We start from the raw sequence: 22,166 nt of genomic DNA on the forward strand, positions 1-22,166 counted from the left end.
GTCCCCCTGTCCCGGTGCGACCCCCGATCCCCCGATCCGGGGGTCGCACCCGGGTCAGTCCGTCGCGATCGCCGCGAGGACGTTCATCCGCCCGGCCCGGAAGGCCGGGACGAGGGCGGCCAGCAGGCCGATGACCACCGAGGCGGCCAGGGTGAAGACGATCGTGGTGACCGGGACGGCGAGCGCCTCCAGCCCCTGCGTGCGCAGCACCCGCTGGCCGGTGATGCCCCAGGCCAGGCCGAGCGCGGTGCCGAGGACGGCGCCGAACAGGGCGATCACCATCGACTCCAGGCGGATCATCCGGCGCAGCTGGCGGCGGGAGAGCCCGATCGCCCGCAGCAGGCCGACCTCGCGGGTCCGCTCGACCACCGAGAGCGCCAGGGTGTTGACCACGCCGAGCACCGCGACCACGATCGCCAGGAAGAGCAGGCCGTAGATCATGTAGAGCAGGGTGTTGACCTGCTCCTGGACGAGGTCCTTGTAGCCGGCCTGGTCGCGGACCGAGGCCTGCGGGTACTCCTTGAGCGCGTCCTCCAGGGCGGTGAGCGTCCTGGAGACGTCCGCCCCCGCCGCCGCCTTGCCGAAGACCACGGCGGCCACCGGCTGGTCGGCGGCCGGCACCGCCTTGGTGACGGTGTCGATCGCGGCGAAGGTGTTGCCGTCGAAGAGCGAGTTGCCCTTCGTCATCACGACGCCGACCGGCAGCGACTGGACCCGCCCCTGGCCGTAGTCGATCCTGACGGTGTCGCCGACCTTGAGGCCGTGGTCCTCGGCGAAGTCCTCGCCGACCGCGAGCGCACCCTGCTTGAGGGAGTCGGCGCTGCCGGCCTTGACCGGCAGCCGGAAGTCCTCGGTGAACCGCGCGGAGACGGCGGAGACGCCCTCCTCCGAGGTCCTGCCGTCCGGGGAGGTGAAGTGCGCGGGCAGGTACCTCTGCTCGGTGACGTGGTCCACGCCCGGGGTCTTCCGCACGGCCTCGGCGATCTCCGCGGAGACGCCGTTCTGGCCGGCCGAGACGATGTAGTCGGCGCCCACCGAGCGGTCGATCTGCTGGTTGGTGGACTTGATCACCGAGGAGGTGAAGACCGAGGCCCCGATCACCAGCGCCAGTCCGATCATCAGCGCGGCCGCCGTGGCGCCGGTGCGACGCGGGTTGCGCATCGCGTTGCGCTGGGCGAGCTTGCCGGACGGGCCGAACAGGGCGGGCAGCAGGGCGCCGAGCACCCGCACCACCGTGGTCGCCAGCAGCGGGCCGAGGACGACGAAGCCGACCAGGGTGAACAGCACGCCCAGCCCGATGTACCGGCCGCCGGTGGCCGCCGTCTCCGCCCCGGCGGCCAGCACCAGCAGACCGCCGCCGCCGGCCGTCAGCACCAGGCCGATCACCGCCCGGACGACGTTGGAACGGGCCTCGGCCGGGGTGCCGTGGTCGCGCAGCGCGGCGATCGGCGCGATCCGGCCGGCCCGGCGGGCCGGGATCCAGGCCGCGAGCACGGTGATCACGACGCCCACCGCGTACCCGGCGACGAACACGTCCGCGCCGATCTTCAGGTCCCCGGCGGAGAGGTGCATGCCGACCGCGTTCATCAGCTGGATCAGCCCGACCGCCAGGCCGAGGCCGGCGCCTATGCCGAACGTGGAGCCGACCGTGCCGAGGATCAGCGCCTCCACCAGCACCGAGCGGTTGACCTGCCGGCGGCTGCCGCCGACGGCGCGCAGCAGACCGATCTCCCGGGTGCGCTGGGCGACCAGCATCGAGAAGGTGTTGATGATCAGGAAGCCGCCGACCAGCAGCGAGATGCCGGCGAAGCCGAGCATCGCGTACTTCATGAAGTCGAGGAAGGAGCCGACGCTCTCGCTGCTCTCCTCCTTCTGCTCGGCGGCCGTCTTCGCCTGGAAGCCGGTGCCCAGCCCGGCCAGGGCGGCGGACTTGAGCTGCTCGTCGGAGCGGCTGCCGTCGCCGAACACCTCGACCGAGGTGTAGGCGGCCTGCCCGAGCAGCACGTTCTGGGCGGTGGCGGTGTCCAGGAAGGCCAGCGCCGCGCCCGGGTTGGTGGTCTTGAAGGTGGCGATGCCGACGACGGTGAAGTCGCGCTTGTCACCGGTGATCACGCGCAGCCTGCCGCCGAGGCCGAGCTTGGCCTTCTTGGCGGTGTCCGCGTCGACGACCACCTGGTCGGGGCCCTGCGGAACGTGGCCGGAGGTGATCTCGACCGCGTTGCGCGGGGTGTCCGCCCAGTTGCCGACGATGGTCGGGGCGCCGGTGGTCGGGCCCACCCGCTTGTTGGTCGCCGGGTCGGCGAGGGTGGCGCTCTGCACCTGCACCTGGCCGACGGCCGTCGTCACCCCGGGCAGGGCGGCGACCTTGTCGACGCTGTCGGTGGGAACGGTCAGCGTCTTCCCGCGGGGGTCGAAGCCGAACTCCGGCTCGGCGGGCCGCACCGAGAGGTCGGAGGCGGTCGAGGCGAAGAGCTTGTCGAAGGTGCTGGTCGCGGTGTTGGAGAACACCAGCGTCCCGGACACGAACGCGACCGACAGCACGACCGCGATCAGGGAGAGCAGCATCCGGCCCTTGTGGGCGAAGAAGCTCCGCAGTGACGTCTTGAGCAACATGGTCCTGTCCGCCCCCGCCCGCTCAGCTGGTGCGCTTGCCGTCGAAACGGCGCATGCGTTCGAGGACGGAGTCGGCCGTCGGGGCGTGCATCTCGTCGACGATCACGCCGTCGGCGAGGAAGAGCACGCGGTCCGCGTAGCCGGCGGCGACCGGGTCGTGGGTGACCATCACGATGGTCTGGCCCAGCTCGTCGACGCTGCGGCGCAGGAAGGAGAGCACCTCGGCGCCGGAGCGGGAGTCGAGGTTCCCGGTGGGCTCGTCACCGAAGATGATCTCGGGGCGGGCGGCCAGCGCCCGGGCCACCGCGACGCGCTGCTGCTGACCGCCGGAGAGCTGCGTCGGGCGGTGCTTGAGCCGGCCCGAGAGGCCGACCGTCTCCACCACCCGGTCCAGCCAGGCCCGGTCCGGCTTGCGGCCGGCGATGTCCATCGGGAGCGTGATGTTCTCCAGCGCGTTCAGCGTCGGCAGGAGGTTGAACGCCTGGAAGATGAAGCCGATCTTGTCCCGGCGCAGCCGGGTGAGCTGCTTGTCCTTCAGACCGGTGATCTCGGTGTCACCGATCCAGATCCGCCCCTCGGTCACCGTGTCCAGACCGGCCAGGCAGTGCATCAGGGTCGACTTCCCGGAGCCCGAGGGGCCCATGATCGCGGTGAAGCGGCCGCGCTGGATGTCGACGTCGACCGCGTCCAGGGCGGTGACCCTGGTCTCGCCGGACCCGTAGGACTTGGTCACCTGACGAGCCGAGGCGGCGACGGCGGTGGCACCGCCGGGAAGCTGGGGGTCGTACACGGCTGCTGCTGCCGTCGTCACTGTCGTCTCCTAAGAAGTGGGCCCACCCGTCGCCCCCAGCCTCGTCCTTGCCACCCGTCCGGCGACATCGCGCAGGAGAGAGTCTTCGACCGGGAGTTAGCCCCACCCTCCCGGTGAACCGGGCACCCGGACCCGATAGCGCCGGGTCCGCCTCGGACGGGCGGGGATGTGAACCACGTTAGGAGCCGGGCCGCGGCCGCTCGTCATCCGACGGGAGGAAGCGGCCCAACCGGAGTTGTACGGGGTGGCAGAGCCCTCCCCCTAGGGGTCCGGGGACCCCCCGTCAGGGTCCGCGCGCGACGAGGCCCCGCCCGGCGCGGGCCGGGCGGGGCCTGGAGGGGTCGCGGCGGCCGGCGCACGGGGCGCCGGCCGCGGGTCAGGACGCCAGCGCGGGGGCGCCCCGGCGGTCCAGGGCGTCCGCGAAGGCGTCCACGACGGGCCGCAGCAGCACGTCGGTCTCGCGCTCTATCACGGTGGTGCCGTCCTCCCGGACGGTGATGTGACGGTCCAGCACGAACCAGCCCTGGGTGATGTGGTCGGCCCCCATCGAGCTGAGCACCGGGCGCAGCGCGTAGTCCACCGCCAGCACGTGCGCGGTGGAGCCGCCGGTGGCGAGCGGGAGGACGGCCTTGTCGCGCAGCGCGTACTGCGGCAGCACGTCCAGCAGCGCCTTCAGCAGGCCCGAGTACGCGGCCTTGTAGACCGGGGTGCCGATCACCACGCCGTCGGCCTCGGCGAAGAGCTCCAGGGCGGCCGCCAGGTCGGGGTGCGAGAGGTCGGCGGAGAGCAGGGCGTGCGCGGGCAGGCTGCGCACCTCGAAGGGGACGACGCGGTGGCCGCGCTCCGCCAGCCGTGCGTCGACCAGACGCAGCAGGCGGGTGGTGCGGGAGGTCGGGGACGGGGAGCCGGAGACGGACAGGACGGTGGCCATGGGTTCACCTCGGGGAGGAAGCGGGGCGGCGCTCGGTCGGCGCACGGCGCTCACCCGGCAGGAAGGACGCCGACCGGGCGGACGGGGACCGGCCTACCGGCGGGCAGCGGTGAGCGCGCTGCGCGGGCAGCGTCGAGAAGGGGGGAACAGGACGGTGGTGGGGTTCGACGGGCTCGCGTCAGCCACAACAGAGCGCACAGGACACACGCACAAGGTCGACGTGCCGCCGACGCGTGAGAGTCCATCGCTGATCCATGGCAGTCATGCAAACACGCAGCGTTCCGGGAGGTCAAGGGATCGTCCCGGCAGGCGAACACCAGGTGAGACGGACGGTGGGACGGGACGGCCGGCGGATCCGCCGGGAACGCGGCGGACGCGGGCGCGGGGCGCACGCCCGCCGGGACCTTGCCGCGGAACGATCCGGCGCGTGCATCAAAACTGCTACAAGGGCCCTGGTGGGGGCCCCGGGGGGAGTCACCGGCCGCGGCGTCGGGCATTCTCTCCCACATGAACACGTGGCAGGAGGGCCGCCCGGGCGGCGGTGGCGGGAACCCGTACGGCGGCGGCAACGGTGGCGGTGGCCAGGCGTACGGGCGTGGTGGCGGCGGTGCCGAGCCGCCGCTGCCCGCCTCGCTGAACCCGCGCGGGCCGGGCGCCCCGGCGCCCCGGCAGCCCCCGCCGCAGACGCAGCCGCCCCAGCAGGCGCGGCAGCCGCAGGCGCCCGGGTACGGGCCCGCGCAGGGCTACGGCGCCGGGCAGCCGGCGCGGCCCGGGGTGCCGGCCCAGGGGGCTCCGGGCGGTCCCGGTGCTCCGGGCGGGCGCGGCGGTCCCGGCGGGCCGGGCGGCCCGGGCGGACCCGGCGGCCCGATATCCCCCGGCGGGCCGCAGGCGCCCGCCGCCCGCTCCTCGCGCTGGCCCCGGCGCCGGATCGTCAAGTGGTCCGTCTTCGGCGTGCTGATCGCCATGATGGTCACCGCCGTCTCCACCTGGTTCTGGGCGGACTCCAAGCTCAACCACGAGAACGTGCTCACCGACTACCCCGGCCGTCCGGCCGCGGGCAAGGGCACCAACTGGCTGATCGTCGGCTCCGACAGCCGCAACGGCCTCTCCGACTCCCAGGAGGAGGACCTGCACACCGGCCACGCGGGCGGCAAGCGCAGCGACTCGATGATGATCCTGCACGTCGGGGACAACGGGAACACCCTGATGAGCATCCCGCGCGACTCCTGGGTGCCGATCCCCGAGCACACCGGCGAGAACGGAAAGCCCGTCAAGTCGACCACCGCGAAGATCAATTCGGCCTTCGCCGCGGGCGGCGGCAAGCTGCTCGCGCAGACCGTCGAGACGAACACCGGCATCCGCATCGACCACTACGCGGAGATCGGCTTCGCCGGCTTCGTGGGCATCGTCGACTCGGTCGGCGGCGTGGACATGTGCATCGAGCAGGACGTCAAGGACAAGGACTCCGGGCTCGACCTCAAGGCCGGCTGCCAGAACCTCGACGGCACCCAGGCGCTGGCCTTCGTCCGCCAGCGCCACCAGATGGCCGACCAGGACCTCGGCCGGATGCGCAACCAGCAGAAGTTCCTCGGCGCGCTGGCCAAGCAGGCCGCCTCGCCGGCCACCGTGCTCAACCCCTTCACCTTCTACCCGCTGGTCTCCTCCGGCCTCGGCACGCTGATCGTCGACGACGACGCCGGGCTGACCGACCTGGGCTCGCTGTTCCTCGCCATGAAGGACGTCAACGGCGGCAGCGGAAAGAGCATCACCGTGCCGATCGCCAACCCGGACTTCAAGACCAACACCGGGGAGTCGGCGGTGAAGTGGGACACCGCGAAGGCCAAGCAGGTCTTCGACGCCTTCAAGAACGACACCGCCGTGCCGGACGTGAAGTAGCCGCCGCCTCACGTGACCCGCCGTGACGCACCCGGCACAATGGGTGGATGCCGCTCGTCACCGCGCTGATCTACCGCCGCCGTCACCGCCTCCTGGGCCGCCTGGTCCAGGAGGCGCTCGCGCTGTACGGGATGGAGGTGCCGGCCGCCGCCGAGATCGGGCCGGGGCTCGTCGTCTTCCACCGGGGCTTCGGCACCGTGCTGCACCCGTACACCACGCTCGGCGCCGGGGTGACGCTGTACAACGGCGTGACCGTCGGGCGGGCCGACCCGTGGGTGCCGCAGGAGCGGAGCGCGATGCGGCGGGTGGTGGTGGAGGACGGCGCGGTGCTGTGCGCGGGGGCGAAGGTGATCTGCAAGGAGGGGGTGCTGACCGTCGGCGCGGGGACGGTCGTGGGCGCCAACGCCGTCCTGACCCGCTCGACCGGGCCGGGCGAGGTCTGGGCCGGCGCCCCCGCCCGCAGGGTGGGCCTGCGGGCGGGGTGGCCGGCGGGGGCCGGGGCGGCGACCCGGCCGGCCCGGGCGCCGGCGCACCGGGCCGACGGCTAGGGCCTGTCTCTCGGATCCTTGCCGGGTCCGCGACGCCTGGGCACGCACCTCGCCGCGTTGTCGTCAGTCGCCAATGCTCCGCAGTGGCTCCCTCCTCCGCCTTGCGATGCACGCACCCAGACGCCGCGGCCTGATCCGACAAAATCCAAGAGACAGACCCTAGGCCCCCCTGCGGATCGCGTCGGACGGCCGCCGAGCTGCTGCGCGACGCGGCTGTTGATGCCGTCCGTCACCCCGGGCTCAGTGGACGGCCACGCCCGGGAGGTGGCCGGTGGCGCACTCCGCGTACCGGTGGACCGGCTCGCCCCGCCGTCCGCCGCCCTCCCCCGCGACGCCCTCCCGCTCGCCCGCGAAGCCGTGGTGGATCACCGGCCCGACGCGCCCGTCCGCCCAGCGGGCGCGCGTCAGGTGGACGACGAGGGTGGCCGGGTGCTGCGGCAGCGGGCGCTCCAGGACGAGTTCGCACAGCCGCGCCCCCGGCGGGAAGGCGACCACGGCCTCGCTGGTCCGCAGCCGCGCCCGGCGGGGCTCGACCTCCACCGCCCAGTACGCGGCCACCGTGACCTCCAGCCGCCCGTCGAGGCCGCCCTCGTCCGGCCGGACGTACTCCTCGTCGGGGACCCAGCGGGCGTGGTTGCGGATGTCGTCCGGGCCGAACCACTCGGCCCAGGTGATCCAGTAACCCGCCACGTGCTTGATCGTCATGCCCTCGCGGGCGATCCGCACCGGGATGCGGGTCGGGCTGGCGGGCTCGCTCAGCAGCAGGACGCGGCCGTCCCGGTCGACCCGGAGCTCGCCCTGCGGCTCGAAGGAGAGGACGGCGATCCGTTCGAAGGTCACCTCGCCGTCGTCCTTGCGCCGACTCTTCTGCCTCATGGGTGAACCACCTTGCCGGAATGCGGAGTTGAACGGTCCACGGCCACCCGGGAGGCGGGCCGGCCGCGCCTCGCGCAGCATACGGCGCACCCCCGGTCACGGCCCGTCGATCCGGCGAATCCCCCCGGAGGGGGCGGCGCGCGGCTATCCTGCGCCTGCACAGGACGCCCCGCGCGCCCCGGGCGACACTCGCGCGCCGGGAACGCGCCCCGTGGAAGGAGCCCGCTCCGATGGTCGACGCACACTGGCGGGAGCTCCACCGGGAGCCGATCCACCGCGCGTACGGACGCGGCACCGACCGGGTGACCTTCGCGATGCCGGACGGCCGGGAGGAGGTCTACCACCTGGCCGACGAGTACGCGGCCGCGGCGGTCGTGGCCCTGACGCCGGACCGGCGCATCGTGCTGACCAGGCAGTTCCGGCCCGGCCCGCGGACCGTGCTGTACGAACTGCCGGGCGGCGTGGTCGACGCCGGCGAGTCCCCCGAGGCCGCCGCCGCCCGCGAACTCGCCGAGGAGACCGGCTACCGGGGCGACGTCGAACTCGTCGCCACCACCTGGCACGACGCCTACTCCAACGGCGTGCGCCACGCCTGCGTCGCCACCGGCTGCACCCCCACCGCCCGGCTCGCGCGCGACCGCAACGAGTTCATCGACGTGGTGCTGATGGACCTCACGGAGTTCCGGTCCACCGTGCTGCGCCGCGGCCTGCTGACCGACGTCGGCCCGGCCTACCTGGGCCTGGACCACCTCGGGCTGCTCTAGCCGGCTCGGGCGGAACGCCCCTTGCCGGGCCGTCCCGGCGCCGGGTTCAGGGGGCGGTGGGGAGGCGGTCCAGGGTGATGCCGAAGTGGGTGTGGTAGGCGGCGAGGGCGGCGTCCGGGGCCAGCACCTCCTCGGTGCGGGTGCCGTCGGGGGCGGTGCGCAGCAGGCGGGTGCTGTCACCGGCGCGGGCGCCGGTGAGGGTGATCCGGCCGCCGTCCGGGGCGGGGCGCGAGCAGGTGGTCCCGCGGGCGAAGGGCGAGTCGGGGGACGTGGTCTGCCACCAGCAGGTCGGCACGAAGTCGGCCAGCGGGTGCGGGCGCCGCTCCAGCCGGTACTGCGGCTCGCCGTCGAGGGTGACGTCGAGGTCGTCGGCCGTGCCGCTCGGGAGGATGGTGAACACGCCTGCGGGGTCCCGCTGTTCGCCGCGTTCGTCGAGCAGCAGGGGCCGGCGGGCGAACCGCCCGAAGCCCACGTCGACCAGCCACGTGCGGCCGTCCGCCGCCACCCGCAGGGCGAGGTGGTCGAACGGCGGCCCGGGCTTCGCGCCGTCGAAGACCCGGGCGGCCAGCAGGTCGACCCGGTAGCCGAGGGTGCTCAGCAACGCGGCGAAGGCGCCGTTGAGTTCGTAGCAGAACCCGCCGCGCCGCCGGTCGACGATCTTCTCCAGCAGCGCGGCCGGTTCGAGCACCACGGGTTCGCCGAGGTGGATGCTCAGGTTCTCGAACGGCACGGCGTCCAGGTGGGCCTCCTGCAACCGGGCCAGCTCGGCGGCGCCCGCCCGCCCGGGCCGCTCGGCGCCGATCCGGTCGAGGTACGCCGCCACCTGGGCGGCGGTGAGGCCTTCGGGGTTCTTCGCGAGTTCGTCCACACCGCCATCCAAGCGGACCCCGGCCCCTCCGGCCCCTCGTTCCCCGGACTCAGCCCCTCTCCCGGCCACCCCGGGCGAGGGTCAGGACGAACCACAGGGTGGCGGGGCAGGACGGGGCGGGGCGGCCGGCGGGTCGGGTGGTGCGCCGAGCGGGCCTGCCGCCGGGGTGCGGGGCGGCGGCAGGCCCGCCGGGCTCAGGCCCGGGGTGCGCCGAACTCGCGGAGGTGGGCGCCCGCGTAGGCGGCCGCCTCCTCGCGGCTCGTGCACGGGGCGGCGTCGGGAGCGGGGGTGCCGCGGGAGCCGTCGGCGGCCAGGGCGGCCCAGGTCCAGTGGCCGGTGGCCGGGTCCTGGGTCAGTTCGGCCTCGCCGCCGAACAGCTCGAAGGTGACGGGGGCCGGGGTGGCCGCCGACGGGCGCGGGACGGCGTCCGGCCACTTCTTGCGGGCGCCCTGGCGGGTGATGCCCCAGGCGGCGCCCAGCTGTTCGTAGCTCGCGCCGTACGAGCCTGCGGTACCGGCCGCGATCTCGGTCAGCCGCTTGACCTCGGCGTCGACCACCTTCCAGGTGGCGAGCACGGTGAGCGCCACGTCGGCCGGGTCGCCGTCCCACATGCGGTTCTCGGGCTGCCCGGTCACCCGGGCGCGGACGGCGGTGGCCAGCGGGTTCAGGGCGTCGAGAAGGGCCCGCGCCAGCTCGGCCTGCTCGTCGGGAGTGATCTGAGGCTTCGTCATGACGACAACCATAGTTAACGAATGCCGTTTTGGTAACTGGAGTTGTCGATCCGGGCCTCGGCGCGGGAAGTCGGACGGGCCGGCTTCCCGCGCAGCGACGGACGGGGCGGGGGTCAGGGGACGTAGACGCTGCGCCCGGCGGTCGGCGCGTAGACCTCGCCGGGGGCGATGACGTGCTCGATCCCACCCGTACAGCCCGACCCGGTCCGGACCTGCACGCCCGAGTCGGTCAGGTTGGCCACCACCGGGGGCGCGAAGTCGCCGAGCGCGAGGCAGCCGCTCGGCTCCGGGAACGCGGCCCCGTCGATGATCAGCACCCCGTGGGCCGCGTATGCGGTGTCCGGGACCGCGACGGCCAGTGCGGCCGCCGCCAGCCAGGCCCCGACCACGGTTGCGGTGCGTCGCTTCATGCGCCCATCTCCCTTTCGCTCGCGGCGGGGCCGCCCCGTTGCGGCCCCGCCGGTGCGGCTCAAGGTAGTGAGGACGGGCCGCCGGGCAGGGCAACGACGGGCGCGACGGCCCGGGCGCGGAGCAGGAAGTCGGACGGGCCGACTTCCTGTGCCGCCCGCTGTCACACGGGGCGGCCGGGATCCGTCAGGGAGGCAGCAGGACGACACCGTCGAGGAAAGGGCAGCACCGTGCTCACCAGGGTCATGTACGTCACGGTCTTCGTCACCGACCAGGACCGCGCGCTGCGGTTCTACACCGAGCAGCTGGGACTGGAGAAGCGGATCGACCACCCGGGCCCCGACGGGCGCTTCCTGACCGTCGGCGCCCCGGGCCACCCGTTCGAGATCATCCTCTGGTCGCACGCCGCGGCCGCCGGGCAGCCCGCCGGGCGGGAGGGCGTGGGCGTGCCCGGTCCGGTCGTCCTGGAGTCGGACGACCTGCGGAAGGACTTCGAGATCTGGCGCGGGCGCGGGGTCGTCTTCGACGCGCCCGAGCCGGTGGAGTACGCGTTCGGCATCCGCATCGAGGCCACCGACCCGGACGGCAACCGGATCTCCCTGCGCCAGCAGCGGAGCGCCGGCTGACGGCGGGCGCGGAGGACGGACGGGCCCCGCGTCGTGCGATGCGGGGCCCGTCCCGCGCCGGGCCCTGCGCGGCGCCGGTCGACACCCCGTCACATGGCGCGGGCGGCGGTGCGGAGGCGGTGCCGGGTGCGGTCCGCCCGGGGTGGGGTGGTGGTGAACTGGACGCGGAGGGGGCCGGTGGCGGCGGCCGCGTCCAGGACGGCCAGCAGGACGGCGAGTTGGTCGGGAGGGTCGTCCGCGAGCAGGGCGTCGGCGGCTGCGACGAGCACGAGGAGGCGGGTGGCGGTCGCGGCGCCGGGCGGGTGCAGGGTGTCGTGGAGGCACTCCTCGAAGGCGTCCCAGTTGTGGCCGAAGTAGTCCGGGAAGGCGAGGGATCCGGCCCACTCGGCGAACAGGGCAGCCCGGGTGCGGCAGCGGTCGCCGTGGACGAGGTGGAGCCGGTGGGTGCCGGTGGCGAACCCGGCCCAGGGACGGCCCGGCAGCAGGTCCCACCGGGCCGGGCCGAGGGGCGCGTCGGGCACGCCGGGCGGGTCGGGCGGGTCGGGCGGGTCGGGCACGTCAGCAGCCATCGGCGATTTCACGGAAGTCGGCGTAGTGGTCGGCGGTGTACCAGGTGCGGTCGGTGGCCTCGTCGCGCACCAGGCGCTCGGCGTCGCGGTGGGTGGTGGGCGTCGGGCGGGGGTTGACGTCGTACTCGCGGTACGGGGCGCCGGCCGGGAGGTCGCCGCTGCGGTTGCCGTAGGGGTTGCCGCCACGGATGAACTCCGGACCGGGGAGGCGGAAGTCGACCGGGCGGGGGTTGGCGGGCCAGCCGAGGCCGAGCCAGATGCGGCAGGCGCGCTCGACCTGGGGAGGGAGCTCCCCGACCGGGAGCGGGGGCTGGACGACCGACCGGGCGGCCGGGGCGGCCGGCGTCGTCGGGGCCGACCAGGCGGGGCAGGCGAGGGCGAGGACCAGGGCGGCCTGCGCCAGACGGCGGAGGGTCATGGGTACCCGTTTCGGTGCGGGGGCTCTGTGCACCGAAGGGGTACCGCACGGGGGTTGGGCCGGCGGGCGGGCACGCCGGAAGCGGCGGCGAGGCCCACCCGCCCGGGCGATGCCGGCTCAGTCGAGGCAGAACTCGTTGCCCTCGATGTCCTGCATCACGATGCACGACTCGTTCTCGTCGTCCGCCTCCATGACGCGCTCGCAGACCGCGCCGAGCGCCACCAGCCGGTCGCGCTCGGCCTTCAGCGTGGCCAGCCGCTCCTCGCCGACGAGCCCGGTGCCGGCCCGTACGTCGAGGTGCAGCCGGTTCTTGACGACCTTGCCCTCGGGGACGAGCTGGAAGAGCACGCGCGGGCCCTCGCCCGTGGGATCGACGCAGGCGAAGTACTGGGGCTCCTTGCCGGGCGCGTCCGAGCGGTCGAAGTCGTCCCAGGTGGCGAACCCCTCCGGCGGCGAGGCGGTGTATCCGAGCACCTCGCACCAGAAACGGGCGAGAACCGTGGGCCGCGCGCAATCGAAGGTGACCTGGAACTTCTTGACCGGTGACATTCATTCAGCGTAACAACCGGAACCCGGCTGTTCGACCGGGTTTTCCAGGGGCGCGCGACCCCACCGGGCGCCGGGCCGCGAGCCCCGTTCCGGCGCGCTCACGAACGGGTGGACGGGGGCCCTCGTGACAGGATCGGGCTGGTCCGACCGTCCCTCCGAAAGGTGCCTCCAGGCCATGGGCTCGCAGCACTACGCCGTCATCACGACCAACCACGGCTCCATCACCGCCAAGCTCTTCCAGTTCCACACCCCGCGCACGGTGCGCAACTTCGTCGAACTCGCCGAGGGCTCGCGGGAGTGGACGGACCCCTCGACCGGGGCCCCGACCACCGCTCGGCTCTACGACGGGACGACCTTCCACCGCGTCATCCCCACCTTCATGATCCAGGGCGGCGACCCCCTCGGCGACGGCACCGGCGGCCCCGGTTACGCATTCGCCGACGAGTTCCACCCCGAGCTGTTCTTCACCAAGCCCTACCTCCTGGCCATGGCCAACTCGGGCCCGAACACCAACGGCTCCCAGTTCTTCATCACCACCCGCGCCACCCCGCACCTCAACCGCAAGCACACCATCTTCGGCGAGGTCACCGACCCCGACAGCCGGAAGGTCGTGGACGCCATCGCCGCCACCCCGACCGGCCCGGGCGACCGCCCGCTGGAGCCGGTCGTCATCGAATCCGTGACCATCGAGGTCCGCTGACTCCGAGCGGAGCGGGAAGCCGGCCCCGCCGACTTCCTACTCCGCTCCCCCGAACACCACGCCCAGCACCTCCCGCGCCAGCTCCTCCACCTCAGCCCCGCCCCGGCTCTCCGGCAGCGCCCCGTTGAGCCACAGGCTCGCGAATCCATGAGCCACCGACCACGCGGCGAGCGTCGTCGCCCGGTCGGCCGCCTCCCCCCGCGAGAGCTTCCGCCCGCTGGCCGCCAGCACCGCTCCCGCCCGGTCGCGGGCGGCGTTCAGCTCCGGGTCGTCCGCCCGGTACAGCTCCGGCCGGAACATCACCTCGAAGTACGCCCGGTGCTCCACCGCGAACCGCACGTACGCCACCCCCGACCCGTACGGATCCCCCGCCGCCCGCTCCAGCGCGTCCGCGAACCGCTCGAAGCCCTCCGCCGCGACCGCCGTCAGCACCCCCGCCTTGTCCCCGAAGTGGTGCGCCGGCGCGGCGTGCGACACCCCCGCCCGGCGCGCCAGCTCCCGCAGGCTCCACGCCGACGGCCCCGACTCCTCGATCGCCGCCAGCGCGGCGTCCAGCACCGCCCGCCGCAGGTTCCCGTGGTGGTAGCTCTCGACCTTCCCCATCCCGCTCCCTCTCCTCGTCTAGGCATTGACAAGATTACCCGGCCGAGTCAATCTTGCCAGTGACAAGATTGGAGTGGTCCCATGGCCCCGCTCATCGCCCTGTTCGGCGGCTTCGTCGTCCTCCGCCTGCTCGGGCTCGGCACCGCCGACCTCGACGGCTGGCAGCCGGCCGTCCGCGGCGCGCTCGCGCTGATGTTCGTCACCACCGGCGTGCCGCACTTCCTGCCCGCCTTCCGCCGCGGCTTCGTCGCGATGGTCCCGCCCGCGCTGCCCCGCCCGGAGCTGCTCGTCACGCTGACCGGCGTCCTCGAACTGGCCGGCGCCGCCGGCCTGCTCCTCCCCTCGCTCGCCCCCTACGCCGCCACCGGGCTCGCGCTGTTGATGCTCGCGATGTTCCCCGCCAACGTGCACGCCGCCAGGAGCGGCCTCACCCTCGCCGGCAAGCCGGTCACCCCCCTGCCCGCGCGCACCGCCATGCAGGTGCTGTTCGTCGCGGCGGCGGTGGCCGCGGCGCTCTGACCCGCGCACCACGGGGGCGGGGGCGCCGGAAAACGCGCGGACGCGGCCCGCGCAGGTGTGCGGGCCGCGTCCGAATGCGGATCGAAGGGGCGAGCCCTTACTCCACGATGCCGGACTTGGCGATGGTGACCTTGGCCTTGGGCGCGCCGCTCTGCGAGCCCAGGTCCTCGATCTTCTTCACGAGGTCCATGCCCTCGACGACCTCGCCGAAGACGACGTGCTTGCCGTCCAGCCAGTCGGTCACGATGGTGGTGATGAAGAACTGCGAGCCGTTGGTGTTCTTGCCCGCGTTGGCCATGGAGAGCTGGCCCGGCTTGGTGTGCTTGACCGTGAAGTTCTCGTCCGCGAACTTCTCGCCGTAGATGCTCTTGCCGCCGGTGCCATTACCGCGGGTGAAGTCGCCACCCTGCAGCATGAACGCCGGGATGATGCGGTGGAAGGACGAGCCCTCGTAGCCGAAACCGTGCTCGCCGGTGGCCAGCTCGCGGAAGTTGCGAGCGGTCTTCGGGACGATGTCGTCGAAGAGCGTGAAGACGATCTTGCCGGCCGGCTCGTCGTTGATGGTGATGTCGAAGAAAACGTTGGAACCCATGCAGGGATCATGGCATGCCGGGTGCCCCGGCGCGCGGCACCCCCCGGCGTCCGGTCACGCTCCGCCGATGGGTGATCAACGGATCCGGTCCCGCGCGAGGCGGTGCGCGGGCCGGGACGACGGCGCGGGGACCGGGGAGGACGGGGGAACGTCGCGCCCGGGGCGGCGGGTGGCGGGCCCGCCCCCGCCTACTCCGCCCGGTGGGCGAGGAGGTAGGCCTGCGGGGTCCGCTCGTCGGGCTCCGGTTCGCGGACGAGGCGGGTGGTGACCTTCAGGCCGGCCTCGGTGGCCAGCCGCTCCACGTCGGCGGGCCGTTGGCGGCGGAAGTCCAGGGTGGCCGGGTAGCCGAAGGGGTCCTCGATGCGCAGGGCGCCCTCGCCGGCCTGGAAGGCCAGGACGACCGGGGCTCCCGGGGCCAGCACGCGGTGGAACTCGGCGAAGGCCCGCGGGAGGTGCTCGGCGGGGGTGTGGATGATCGAGTACCAGGCCACGACGCCGGACAACGCGCCGTCGCCGTAGGGCAGGTCCAGCAGCGAGCCGACCCGGAAGGGGATCTCCGGGTGGGCGGCGCGGGCCAGTTCGACCATGCGCGGGGAGAGGTCCAGGCCCGAGACGTCCAGGCCGAGGGCCGCCAGGTGGCCGGTGATCCGGCCCGGGCCGCAGCCGAGTTCGGCGACCGGGCCGCCGCCGGCCGCGGTGACCAGCTCGGCGAAGGCGGCGAGCACGGCCCGGTCCCAGGTCGCGGTGGCCAGCGCGCCGCCGTAGCGCTCGGCGTAGTCGGCGGCGACGGCGTCGTAGAACGTGCGGGCGGCGGTGAGGAATCCGGGCTCGGCAGTGGTCACGGCGACCGACCCTACCGGGGTTAGGATCGGCCGATCCGGAGGGGCGGAAGGGGAAGTCGTGAAGATGCGGGTCGGGGTCTATCTGGCGCATCCGAGGCCGGGGAGCTTCAACCACGCGCTGTTCGGGGCCGTGGTGGACGAGCTCCGCGCGCGGGGCGCCGAGGCCGTCCCGCACGACCTGTACGCCGAGGGGTTCTCCCCGCTGCTCACCGCCGAGGAGACGGGGACGGTGGCGGCGAGCGGCACCGCGGGCGACGAGCGGCTCGCGCTGCACCGGGCCGAGGTGGCGACGCTGGACGCGCTCGTCCTGGTGCACCCGAACTGGTGGGGCATGCCGCCGGCCGTGCTCACCGGGTGGGTGCAGCGGGTCCTGGTGCCCGGCGTCGCGTACAAGCTGGGGACGGCCGACGGGGAGCCCGTCGGGCTGCTGCGGGCCGGGCGGGCGCTGGTGCTGAACACCTCGGACACCCCCGCGGCCCGGGAGCGCGAGGAGTTCGGGGATCCGCTGGAGCGGATCTGGGCGGCGTGCGTGCTGCCCTACGTCGGGGTGGCGGACGTTCGCAGACGGGTGTTCCGCACCGTGACCGACTCCTCCGACGCCGAGCGCGCGCAGTGGCTGCGCCAGGCGCGGCAGGACGCGGCGGCACTGATCGGCTGACGCGGACCGGAGCGATCGCACGGGGCCGCGTAGACGGCGGGCGGCGGAGCGATCAATCCGGGGCGGACCACCGGGTCACCGGCCCGCCGTGCGTGCTAGAACCGTCGGCGGCAGTGAACGCTCACCCGCGATCACCGCCGCCGGCAGCCCGCCGGCACCGTGCATCCACCGGCAACTCCTCCACCGAAGGAGAACCATGTCCGTCGCACGCACCGCCCGCACCCTCCGGACCGCCCTGCTCGCGGCCCTCGCCGCACTGGCCCTGCTGCTCTCCGGCGCGGCCACCGCGACCACCGCCTCCGCCACTACCACGACGACCACCGGCCTGGACGGCACCTACGCCTGCTCCGTGCCGGCCGGCTACGTCTACGACGGGGTGTCCATGAACCGCGCCTGCAGCGGCGGCGGCAGCTGGAACTCGCCGCAGTTCCACCTGCGCACCCCCGTCGACGGCCTGACCGCGTGTACCGGCGCGCCGGGCTTCACCTACGACTCCATCGGCCACAGCACCACGTGCAGCCAGTCGTCGGGCACCCTCGCCAGCACCTTCCACCTGCGGATCCCGGTCAACGGCATGTGGGCGTGCAGCGTCCCGGCCGGCTGGACCTACAGCGCCACCGGCTCGGGCCTGGACTGCGCCGCCGTCCAGGGCGTGCCGGGCACCAGGTTCCTCCTGACCCACTGAGACCGGGCGCGACCCGCGCGACGGACGGGCGGCCCGGCCACGGCCGGGCCGCCCGTCCCCCGTTCACCCCCCGGCTACAGCGCCAGCTCCGCGACGTCCTCGCCCCCGCTGACCTCGCCCGTCGGACGGAAGCCGAGGCGGGCGTAGAAACCCGCCGGACCGCCCTCCCCCGGCACGTAGGTGACGCAGACCCGGGTCCTGCCCCGGCGGCGGACCTCGGCGGCGACCTGCTCGACGGCGAAGCGGCCGTATCCCCGGCCCTGGACGCCGGCGGCGATGTTGAGGCGCCAGAGGCCGGAGCGCGGCGGCTCGCCCGGCGCGAGGACGACGTCGAAGAACGCCATCACGAAGCCGACCAGCCGCTCGCCGTCGTAGACCAGCCGCGGCCAGGCGGTCTCGCCGTACGCGTACGCCTCGGCCAGCGAGGTCGCCACCGGGGCGACCAGGTGCTCCTGGTCCGGACGGACCTTCAGCTCCAGGGCGGCGTCGATGTTCTTCGGGGTGACCGGCTCCAGCCGCAGGGCGGGGGCGCCGGACGATTCCGTCGGGGTGGACATGGCGGCCAGACTAATGAGCGTCCGCCCGCCGGTCCTCCGGTTTTTCACGGGGCCGGGGTGAACACCAGCGAGGCGTTGTGGCCGCCGAAGCCGAAGGCGTTGGTGAGCGCCGCCCCGAGCGGGCCCCGGCGCGCGGCGCCCGCGACCACGTCCAGCTTGACCGCCGGGTCCTGCCGCTCCAGGTTGCGGGTCGGCGGGACGACGCCGTCGCGCAGCGCGAGGACGGCGGCGAGCGCGCCCACCGCGCCCGCCGCGCCGAAGAGGTGACCGGTCATCGACTTGGTGGCGGTGACCGCCGGGTGGGCCCCGATCGCCGTGGTGACCGACTCGGCCTCGACCAGGTCGCCGAGCGGGGTGGAGGTGGCGTGGGCCTGGACGAGCGCGATGTCCAGCGGCGACAGCCCGGCCTCGGCGACCGCCCGGCGCATCGCGCGGACCTGGCCCTCGGCGGCGGCCGCGGTGATGTGGTGGGCGTCGGAGGTGACCGCGGCGCCGGCCAGGGCGGCGTGGACGCGGGCCCGGCGGGCGGCGGCGAAACCGGCCCGTTCCAGGACGACGACGGCCGCGCCCTCGCCGATCACGAAGCCGTCCCGGTCGGTGTCGAAGGGCCGGGAGGCGCGGCCGGGCTCGTCGTTGCGCAGCGAGTGGGCCCTGGCCTGGGCGAAACCGGCCAGCGTCAGCGGGCAGATGCACGCCTCGGCGCCGCCGGCCACCACCACGTCGGCCCGGCCGAGGCGGATGAGGTCCAGGCCGAGCGCGATCGCCTCGGCGCCGGACGCGCAGGCGCTCACCGGGGTGTGCGCGCCGGCCCGGGCGCCGAGTTCGATGGAGACCCAGGCCGCTGGGCCGTTCGCCATCAGCATCGGCACGGTGTGCGGGGAGACCTTCCGGACGCCGGAGGCCTCCAGGACGTCGTCCTGGCCGAGCATGGTGAGCGCGCCGCCGGTGCCGGTGCCGATCACCACGGCCAGCCGCTCGCCGTCGACCTCGGGGGCACCGGCGTCGGCCCAGGCCTCCCGGGCGGCGATCAGCGCGACCTGCTCGCAGCGGTCGAGCCGCCGGGCCCGGACCCGGTCGAGGACCTCGGACGGGTCGACCGCGAGCCGGCCGGCGATCCGGATCGGGAGCCCGGCGGCCCAGTCCGCCTCGATCGGCCGGATGCCGTTGTCCCCGGCCAGCATCCCGGCCCAGGTGGAGGCGACGTCGCCGCCGAGCGGCGTGGTCGCCCCGAGACCGGTGACCAGCACCGGTTCGGCGGCGAGACCTCGGGGCCGGTTGTTGTCAGTACCCATTGAAAATGGCTCCATGGCTTCGGTGGAGATTGTGAGGTGGATACAACTCGCCGCACCGATGAATGCGGCAGATGTTCGCTCCAAAGCCCACACTGCCACGGACATGAGGGCCGTTCAGAGATGCCGGCCGACCGATTCGACCGGCCCAGCCTTAGAGGAAACCTCCAAAAGCGCCCTTCCGGCATCTCCAGCAGTCCGTCCCTGGTCGAACGATCGTCGGTCCGCCCTGCCATACTCGGCGCGATCTTCATCCAGGGAGGGAACTCTTATGCGCCTGCGTCATGCCCTCGGGCTGACCGTCGCGGCGGCCACCGCCGCGCTCGGGCTGCCCGGACCCGCGACGGCCGCCCCGGCCGACACCGCGACCACGCTGCACGTCAACAGGAACGTCTACTACTGCTCGGACCAGGGCCCCGGCACCGTCGCCCAGCCGTTCTGCACCATCTCCGCCGCGGCCGACGTGGTCGAGCCCGGGCAGACCGTCCTGGTGTGGCCGGCCGACTACCCCGAGCAGGTCATGATCAAGCGCTCCGGCACCCCGGAGAAGCCGATCACCTTCCTCGGCGGGTCCGTCGACACCGCACCGTTCGTCGACAGCGGGATGCCGAGCGTCGGCGGTCCGAAGGTGCCCAGCTCCTTCGCCCTCGTCGATGTGCACGACGTCGTGATCCGCGGCTTCCGCAGCTCCGCCGCGAACGGCCTGCAGGTCAACCGCTCGTCCCGGGTGGTCGTCGACCAGAACCGGTTCATGTTCTCCGACCAGCGCGAGTCCCTGCGCATCGTCGGTGCCAGCGACCACATCACGGTCAGCCGCAACTCGTTCAACCTGGTGTACGGCCTGGTCGTCGAGAGCGGCGCCCACGACATCCTGGTCACCGGCAACGACTTCAACCGCCCGCAGAGCACCGGCCTCACCGCCACCGACGTGGCCGACCTCGCCGTCACCAACAACACCTTCGCGCTCAGCTGCTACGGCGGCGTCCGGGTGGACGGCGACTCGCCCCGGGCCGTGGTGAAGAACAACATCGCGGTCGACGGGACCCCGTCGAGCACGTCCTGCACCACCCCCCAGGACGGGATCGGCGTCTCGGCCCAGGCCGCCCCGACCGCGAGCGTCGACCACAACGTCGTGCACGCCCCGACCGGGGCGCGGCCCTACGCCTGGGCCGGCACCCGCTACGCGTCCCCGGCCGCGTTCGCCACCGCCACCGGGCAGGGCGCGCACGATCTCGACCTGGCGATCGACTACTCCTCGTCGACCCCGATGAACCCGTTCAACAAGCTGACCGTGGCCGCCGCCGGCGCGATCGACTCCGCCGACCCGACCGCCCCCGGTGTCGGAACCGACCTGACCGGCCAGCCCGCCATCGACCACCCGCAGGTGGCCAACACCGGCGGCAGCACCCGCGACCGCGGCGCCCACGAACTCAGCGGCATGTCCGGACGGACCATGCTGGAGGTCAACGGCAAGGACGTGCCCTCCCCGACCGGTCCGACGCCGTTCACCGTCGCGGCACGGGTCGGCTTCCAGAACACCTGGGGCACCGCCCCGGCCGCCTACCTCGTCGACTTCGGCGACGGCAGCGACCCCGTGCGCACGACGGACCCCGTCGTCCAGCACACCTACACCCTGCCCGGCTCCTCCAGCCAGTACTTCCGCATCACCGCGGTCGCCGTCGACGCCACGGGCGGCCGTGCCGAGCCGGCCACCGGATCGGCCATGGTGAACCCGGACTTCCCGTTCTCCGCGGGCTTCACCGCCACCAACGTGGGCTGGCCGTACACCTACCAGTTCAAGCTCAGGGCCATGTCGCCCTACGTCCGCACCCCCGGCACGATCGACTTCGGCGACGGCACGGTGCAGGCCGTACCGACGAGCGAGGACTTCGTCACCCACAGCTATGCCGCGCCCGGCACCTACACCGTGAGCTTCACCGCCCGGGACCAGGCCCGCGAGAAGACCGTCACCGAGGACGTCCAGGTCACCGTGACCCCCTCGCTCGCCGTGCTCAAGCCCGGTGAGCGGGTGCAGGCCCTGGCCGCCACCTCGTCCGGACTGATGAACAGCGGCGCGCACTACGGCTACGGGGTCTGGGCACCGTTCACCTCCGTGCCCGCCGGCGGCCGTCCGTTCTCCGAGTACGCCGTCACCTCGGCCGCCATCGGCACCACCGCCGACGGCGTGGCCCACAACGTGGTCGCCGCCGACGGCCGGGTCTACATCGCCGACCGGCGCATGGCGGACGGCACCTGGAGCACCTGGGGCGAGATCACCGGCAACGGCGCCGCCGGACCGCTGCCCGGCGGCCCCGCCCAGATCGCCACCGCCGTGATGGGCCGCAAGCTCCACGTCCTCGCCCTCGTCGGCGGCCGGGTCCTGCAGGCCACCGGCGACTGGAACACCGGCACCTGGTCCCGCTGGGGCGACGTCACCGCCGCCGCCGGCCTCCCCCAGGCCACCCGCATCGCCGCCGCCACCGTCGGCAACTCCCTGCACGTCGTCGCCCTCGGCGCCAACGGCCACGTCTACGACGCCGACGGCAACTACGACCGCGGCACCTGGAACACCGGCGACCCCACCTCGATCCTCAGCCGGCCCGGCAAGCCCATCACCGACCTGTCCGCCGCCTCCATCGGCAGCACCCTGCACATCGTCGCCGCCGCCGGCGACGGCATCCACCAGGCCAGCGCCGACTACGCCGCCGGCCGCTGGAACGGCTGGGGCGACATCACCGCCGCCACCGGCCCCGACGTCGGCAACGTGAAGCGGGTCTCCGCCGTCACCATCGGCAACCGCCTCCACGTCTACGCCCTCTCCGAGGGCGGCCTGCTCTACAACGCCACCGGCGACTACGACCGCGGCACCTGGTCCGGCTGGGGCAACGTGAGCTCCGCCGTCCTCGGCCCCATGCTCAACGAGATCGCGTTCACCGCCTCCTGACGCCACGGCACGAGAACGAAGGAGCCCCCGGCCGAAGCGATTCGGCCGGGGGCTCCGGTGCGTTCCGGCCGGGGCTACGGCAGGTTGCGGGCCATGACGATGCGCTGGATCTGGTTGGTGCCCTCGTAGATCTGCGTGATCTTCGCGTCCCGCATCATCCGCTCCAACG

General features: G+C 73.8%; 26 protein-coding genes. 9 read left to right on the forward strand and 17 right to left on the reverse strand.

Annotation, left to right across the window (positions count from 1 at the left end):
- Window positions 1-54 precede the first annotated feature (54 nt).
- From ACFVVL_RS33450 to ACFVVL_RS33465, 4 genes are all read right to left on the reverse strand, one after another.
- Window positions 55-2,613, reverse strand: a complete 2,559-nt coding sequence (locus tag ACFVVL_RS33450) for an ABC transporter permease (RefSeq protein ID WP_387681974.1) — start codon at window positions 2,611-2,613, stop codon at window positions 55-57.
- 22 nt (window positions 2,614-2,635) lie between these two features.
- A complete protein-coding gene (locus tag ACFVVL_RS33455) occupies window positions 2,636-3,424 on the reverse strand; it encodes an ABC transporter ATP-binding protein (RefSeq protein WP_380295423.1) in 789 nt (262 codons plus the stop codon).
- Window positions 3,425-3,800: 376 nt separating this feature from the next.
- Entirely contained in the window at window positions 3,801-4,355 is a 555-nt protein-coding gene (gene ssuE / locus ACFVVL_RS33460) for an NADPH-dependent FMN reductase (RefSeq protein ID WP_380295422.1), read from the reverse strand.
- A gap of 178 nt (window positions 4,356-4,533) precedes the next feature.
- A complete protein-coding gene (locus ACFVVL_RS33465; protein ID WP_387682014.1) occupies window positions 4,534-4,620 on the reverse strand; it encodes a putative leader peptide in 87 nt (28 codons plus the stop codon).
- Between the two features lie 242 nt (window positions 4,621-4,862).
- On the opposite strand from ACFVVL_RS33465, the gene ACFVVL_RS33470 reads away from it, so the two are divergent.
- Window positions 4,863-6,251 carry an LCP family protein gene (locus ACFVVL_RS33470; protein WP_387681978.1) on the forward strand — a complete coding sequence of 463 codons (1,389 nt, stop codon included), beginning with the start codon at window positions 4,863-4,865 and terminating at the stop codon, window positions 6,249-6,251.
- 47 nt (window positions 6,252-6,298) lie between these two features.
- Window positions 6,299-6,799, forward strand: a complete 501-nt coding sequence (locus ACFVVL_RS33475) for a hypothetical protein (RefSeq protein WP_380295420.1) — start codon at window positions 6,299-6,301, stop codon at window positions 6,797-6,799.
- Between the two features lie 240 nt (window positions 6,800-7,039).
- Here the strand turns inward: ACFVVL_RS33475 and ACFVVL_RS33480 are convergent, their stop codons facing one another.
- The gene (locus ACFVVL_RS33480; protein WP_380295419.1) at window positions 7,040-7,675 is read right to left on the reverse strand and encodes a hypothetical protein; all 636 of its coding nucleotides are present in this window, start codon (window positions 7,673-7,675) and stop codon (window positions 7,040-7,042) included.
- Between the two features lie 230 nt (window positions 7,676-7,905).
- Here ACFVVL_RS33480 and ACFVVL_RS33485 point away from each other — a divergent pair, with 230 nt between their 5' ends.
- Complete coding sequence (locus ACFVVL_RS33485; protein ID WP_387681982.1) at window positions 7,906-8,439, forward strand: NUDIX hydrolase; 534 nt, start codon at window positions 7,906-7,908, stop codon at window positions 8,437-8,439.
- 46 nt (window positions 8,440-8,485) lie between these two features.
- Here ACFVVL_RS33485 and ACFVVL_RS33490 read toward each other — a convergent pair whose 3' ends face one another.
- The 3 genes from ACFVVL_RS33490 to ACFVVL_RS33500 form a co-directional block, all read right to left on the reverse strand.
- Window positions 8,486-9,307: an arylamine N-acetyltransferase gene (locus tag ACFVVL_RS33490; RefSeq protein WP_387681985.1), complete on the reverse strand. Its 822-nt coding sequence runs from the start codon at window positions 9,305-9,307 to the stop codon at window positions 8,486-8,488.
- Window positions 9,308-9,501: 194 nt separating this feature from the next.
- Window positions 9,502-10,038, reverse strand: coding sequence for a hypothetical protein (locus tag ACFVVL_RS33495; RefSeq protein WP_387681988.1), 537 nt, complete (start codon window positions 10,036-10,038; stop codon window positions 9,502-9,504).
- A 113-nt stretch (window positions 10,039-10,151) separates the two neighbouring features.
- Window positions 10,152-10,448, reverse strand: coding sequence for a hypothetical protein (locus ACFVVL_RS33500; protein WP_387681991.1), 297 nt, complete (start codon window positions 10,446-10,448; stop codon window positions 10,152-10,154).
- A 228-nt stretch (window positions 10,449-10,676) separates the two neighbouring features.
- Here ACFVVL_RS33500 and ACFVVL_RS33505 point away from each other — a divergent pair, with 228 nt between their 5' ends.
- Complete coding sequence (locus tag ACFVVL_RS33505; protein ID WP_380295412.1) at window positions 10,677-11,072, forward strand: VOC family protein; 396 nt, start codon at window positions 10,677-10,679, stop codon at window positions 11,070-11,072.
- Between the two features lie 89 nt (window positions 11,073-11,161).
- Here the strand turns inward: ACFVVL_RS33505 and ACFVVL_RS33510 are convergent, their stop codons facing one another.
- The 3 genes from ACFVVL_RS33510 to ACFVVL_RS33520 all read right to left on the reverse strand — a co-directional run bounded on the left by ACFVVL_RS33510 (window position 11,162) and on the right by ACFVVL_RS33520 (window position 12,608).
- On the reverse strand, window positions 11,162-11,641 hold the full coding sequence (locus ACFVVL_RS33510; protein ID WP_387681994.1) for a barstar family protein: 480 nt from the start codon (window positions 11,639-11,641) through the stop codon (window positions 11,162-11,164).
- Entirely contained in the window at window positions 11,631-12,059 is a 429-nt protein-coding gene (locus ACFVVL_RS33515) for a ribonuclease domain-containing protein (protein ID WP_387681997.1), read from the reverse strand. The genes ACFVVL_RS33510 and ACFVVL_RS33515 overlap by 11 nt, the downstream gene beginning before the upstream one ends.
- Window positions 12,060-12,176: 117 nt before the next feature.
- The gene (locus ACFVVL_RS33520) at window positions 12,177-12,608 is read right to left on the reverse strand and encodes a VOC family protein (protein WP_380295406.1); all 432 of its coding nucleotides are present in this window, start codon (window positions 12,606-12,608) and stop codon (window positions 12,177-12,179) included.
- Window positions 12,609-12,783: 175 nt separating this feature from the next.
- On the opposite strand from ACFVVL_RS33520, the gene ACFVVL_RS33525 reads away from it, so the two are divergent.
- Window positions 12,784-13,308: a peptidylprolyl isomerase gene (locus ACFVVL_RS33525; RefSeq protein WP_387682000.1), complete on the forward strand. Its 525-nt coding sequence runs from the start codon at window positions 12,784-12,786 to the stop codon at window positions 13,306-13,308.
- A 36-nt stretch (window positions 13,309-13,344) separates the two neighbouring features.
- Here the strand turns inward: ACFVVL_RS33525 and ACFVVL_RS33530 are convergent, their stop codons facing one another.
- Window positions 13,345-13,911, reverse strand: coding sequence for a TetR/AcrR family transcriptional regulator (locus ACFVVL_RS33530; RefSeq protein ID WP_380295402.1), 567 nt, complete (start codon window positions 13,909-13,911; stop codon window positions 13,345-13,347).
- Between the two features lie 81 nt (window positions 13,912-13,992).
- On the opposite strand from ACFVVL_RS33530, the gene ACFVVL_RS33535 reads away from it, so the two are divergent.
- Window positions 13,993-14,430, forward strand: coding sequence for a DoxX family protein (locus ACFVVL_RS33535; protein WP_380295400.1), 438 nt, complete (start codon window positions 13,993-13,995; stop codon window positions 14,428-14,430).
- Between the two features lie 97 nt (window positions 14,431-14,527).
- Here ACFVVL_RS33535 and ACFVVL_RS33540 read toward each other — a convergent pair whose 3' ends face one another.
- Together ACFVVL_RS33540 and ACFVVL_RS33545 are read right to left on the reverse strand one after the other, a co-directional pair.
- Window positions 14,528-15,022, reverse strand: a complete 495-nt coding sequence (locus ACFVVL_RS33540; protein ID WP_380295398.1) for a peptidylprolyl isomerase — start codon at window positions 15,020-15,022, stop codon at window positions 14,528-14,530.
- 188 nt (window positions 15,023-15,210) lie between these two features.
- Window positions 15,211-15,864 (reverse strand): class I SAM-dependent DNA methyltransferase, encoded by a 654-nt coding sequence (locus ACFVVL_RS33545; protein WP_387682005.1) that lies wholly within the window; start codon window positions 15,862-15,864, stop codon window positions 15,211-15,213.
- 64 nt (window positions 15,865-15,928) lie between these two features.
- On the opposite strand from ACFVVL_RS33545, the gene ACFVVL_RS33550 reads away from it, so the two are divergent.
- Both ACFVVL_RS33550 and ACFVVL_RS33555 read left to right on the forward strand, forming a co-directional pair.
- Window positions 15,929-16,522 (forward strand): NAD(P)H-dependent oxidoreductase, encoded by a 594-nt coding sequence (locus ACFVVL_RS33550; protein WP_380295426.1) that lies wholly within the window; start codon window positions 15,929-15,931, stop codon window positions 16,520-16,522.
- 196 nt (window positions 16,523-16,718) lie between these two features.
- The gene (locus ACFVVL_RS33555; protein ID WP_380295395.1) at window positions 16,719-17,207 is read left to right on the forward strand and encodes a hypothetical protein; all 489 of its coding nucleotides are present in this window, start codon (window positions 16,719-16,721) and stop codon (window positions 17,205-17,207) included.
- Between the two features lie 74 nt (window positions 17,208-17,281).
- On the opposite strand, the gene ACFVVL_RS33560 is transcribed toward ACFVVL_RS33555, so the two are convergent.
- On the reverse strand, window positions 17,282-17,764 hold the full coding sequence (locus ACFVVL_RS33560; RefSeq protein ID WP_380295393.1) for a GNAT family N-acetyltransferase: 483 nt from the start codon (window positions 17,762-17,764) through the stop codon (window positions 17,282-17,284).
- Window positions 17,765-17,808: 44 nt separating this feature from the next.
- Window positions 17,809-19,056: a beta-ketoacyl-[acyl-carrier-protein] synthase family protein gene (locus ACFVVL_RS33565; RefSeq protein WP_387682009.1), complete on the reverse strand. Its 1,248-nt coding sequence runs from the start codon at window positions 19,054-19,056 to the stop codon at window positions 17,809-17,811.
- A gap of 268 nt (window positions 19,057-19,324) precedes the next feature.
- Between ACFVVL_RS33565 and ACFVVL_RS33570 the strand changes: the two genes are divergently transcribed.
- Window positions 19,325-21,997 (forward strand): PKD domain-containing protein, encoded by a 2,673-nt coding sequence (locus tag ACFVVL_RS33570; protein ID WP_387682011.1) that lies wholly within the window; start codon window positions 19,325-19,327, stop codon window positions 21,995-21,997.
- Between the two features lie 74 nt (window positions 21,998-22,071).
- Here the strand turns inward: ACFVVL_RS33570 and ACFVVL_RS33575 are convergent.
- On the reverse strand, window positions 22,072-22,166 hold a 95-nt coding region (locus ACFVVL_RS33575; protein ID WP_350554586.1), incomplete at its 5' end, for an acyl-CoA dehydrogenase family protein.

Origin of the sequence: Kitasatospora sp. NPDC058115 (genome assembly GCF_042884635.1) — a bacterium.
Lineage (GTDB): Bacteria > Actinomycetota > Actinomycetes > Streptomycetales > Streptomycetaceae > Kitasatospora.